Raw genomic sequence first — 358 nt, 5'->3', positions numbered from 1 at the left:
CTTTGGCAAAGCAGGCGACTGTTTGCCAAGCGGCTTCAAACAGGCTGTCATAGACGGCCTTGGGCTGGTACATCGCCAGGGGATTCAGCGTGTCGGGCAGGGTGAACACGACGTGGAAATAGGGCACTGGCAGCAGTTCCGCTTCCCGTTTCGAGATCCATTCCTCCCGGTTCTTCCCCTGGCACTTGGGACAGTGTCTGTTGCGGCAGCTGTTGTAGCTGATTCGGATAGTCCCGCAGTCGGTGCAGGCATCCACATGGCCGCCCAGATCCGAAGTCCTACAACGCATGATGGCCGACAACGTCCGCAGCTGCCAAGGGTTGATCCGGGGATGGCGTTCCACCTCGGCCCAGTGCTG

General features: G+C 60.1%; 1 protein-coding gene. It reads right to left on the bottom strand.

The window, feature by feature from the left end:
- Nucleotides 1-343: IS91 family transposase (locus J0A68_RS22535; protein WP_438839580.1), on the bottom strand; the 343-nt coding region annotated here is incomplete at its 3' end.
- Nucleotides 344-358: the final 15 nt, after the last annotated feature.

The organism is Algoriphagus oliviformis, assembly GCF_017254915.1.
GTDB classification, from domain to species: domain Bacteria; phylum Bacteroidota; class Bacteroidia; order Cytophagales; family Cyclobacteriaceae; genus Algoriphagus; species Algoriphagus oliviformis.
This window is presented reverse-complemented; position numbering and strand designations above follow the sequence as displayed.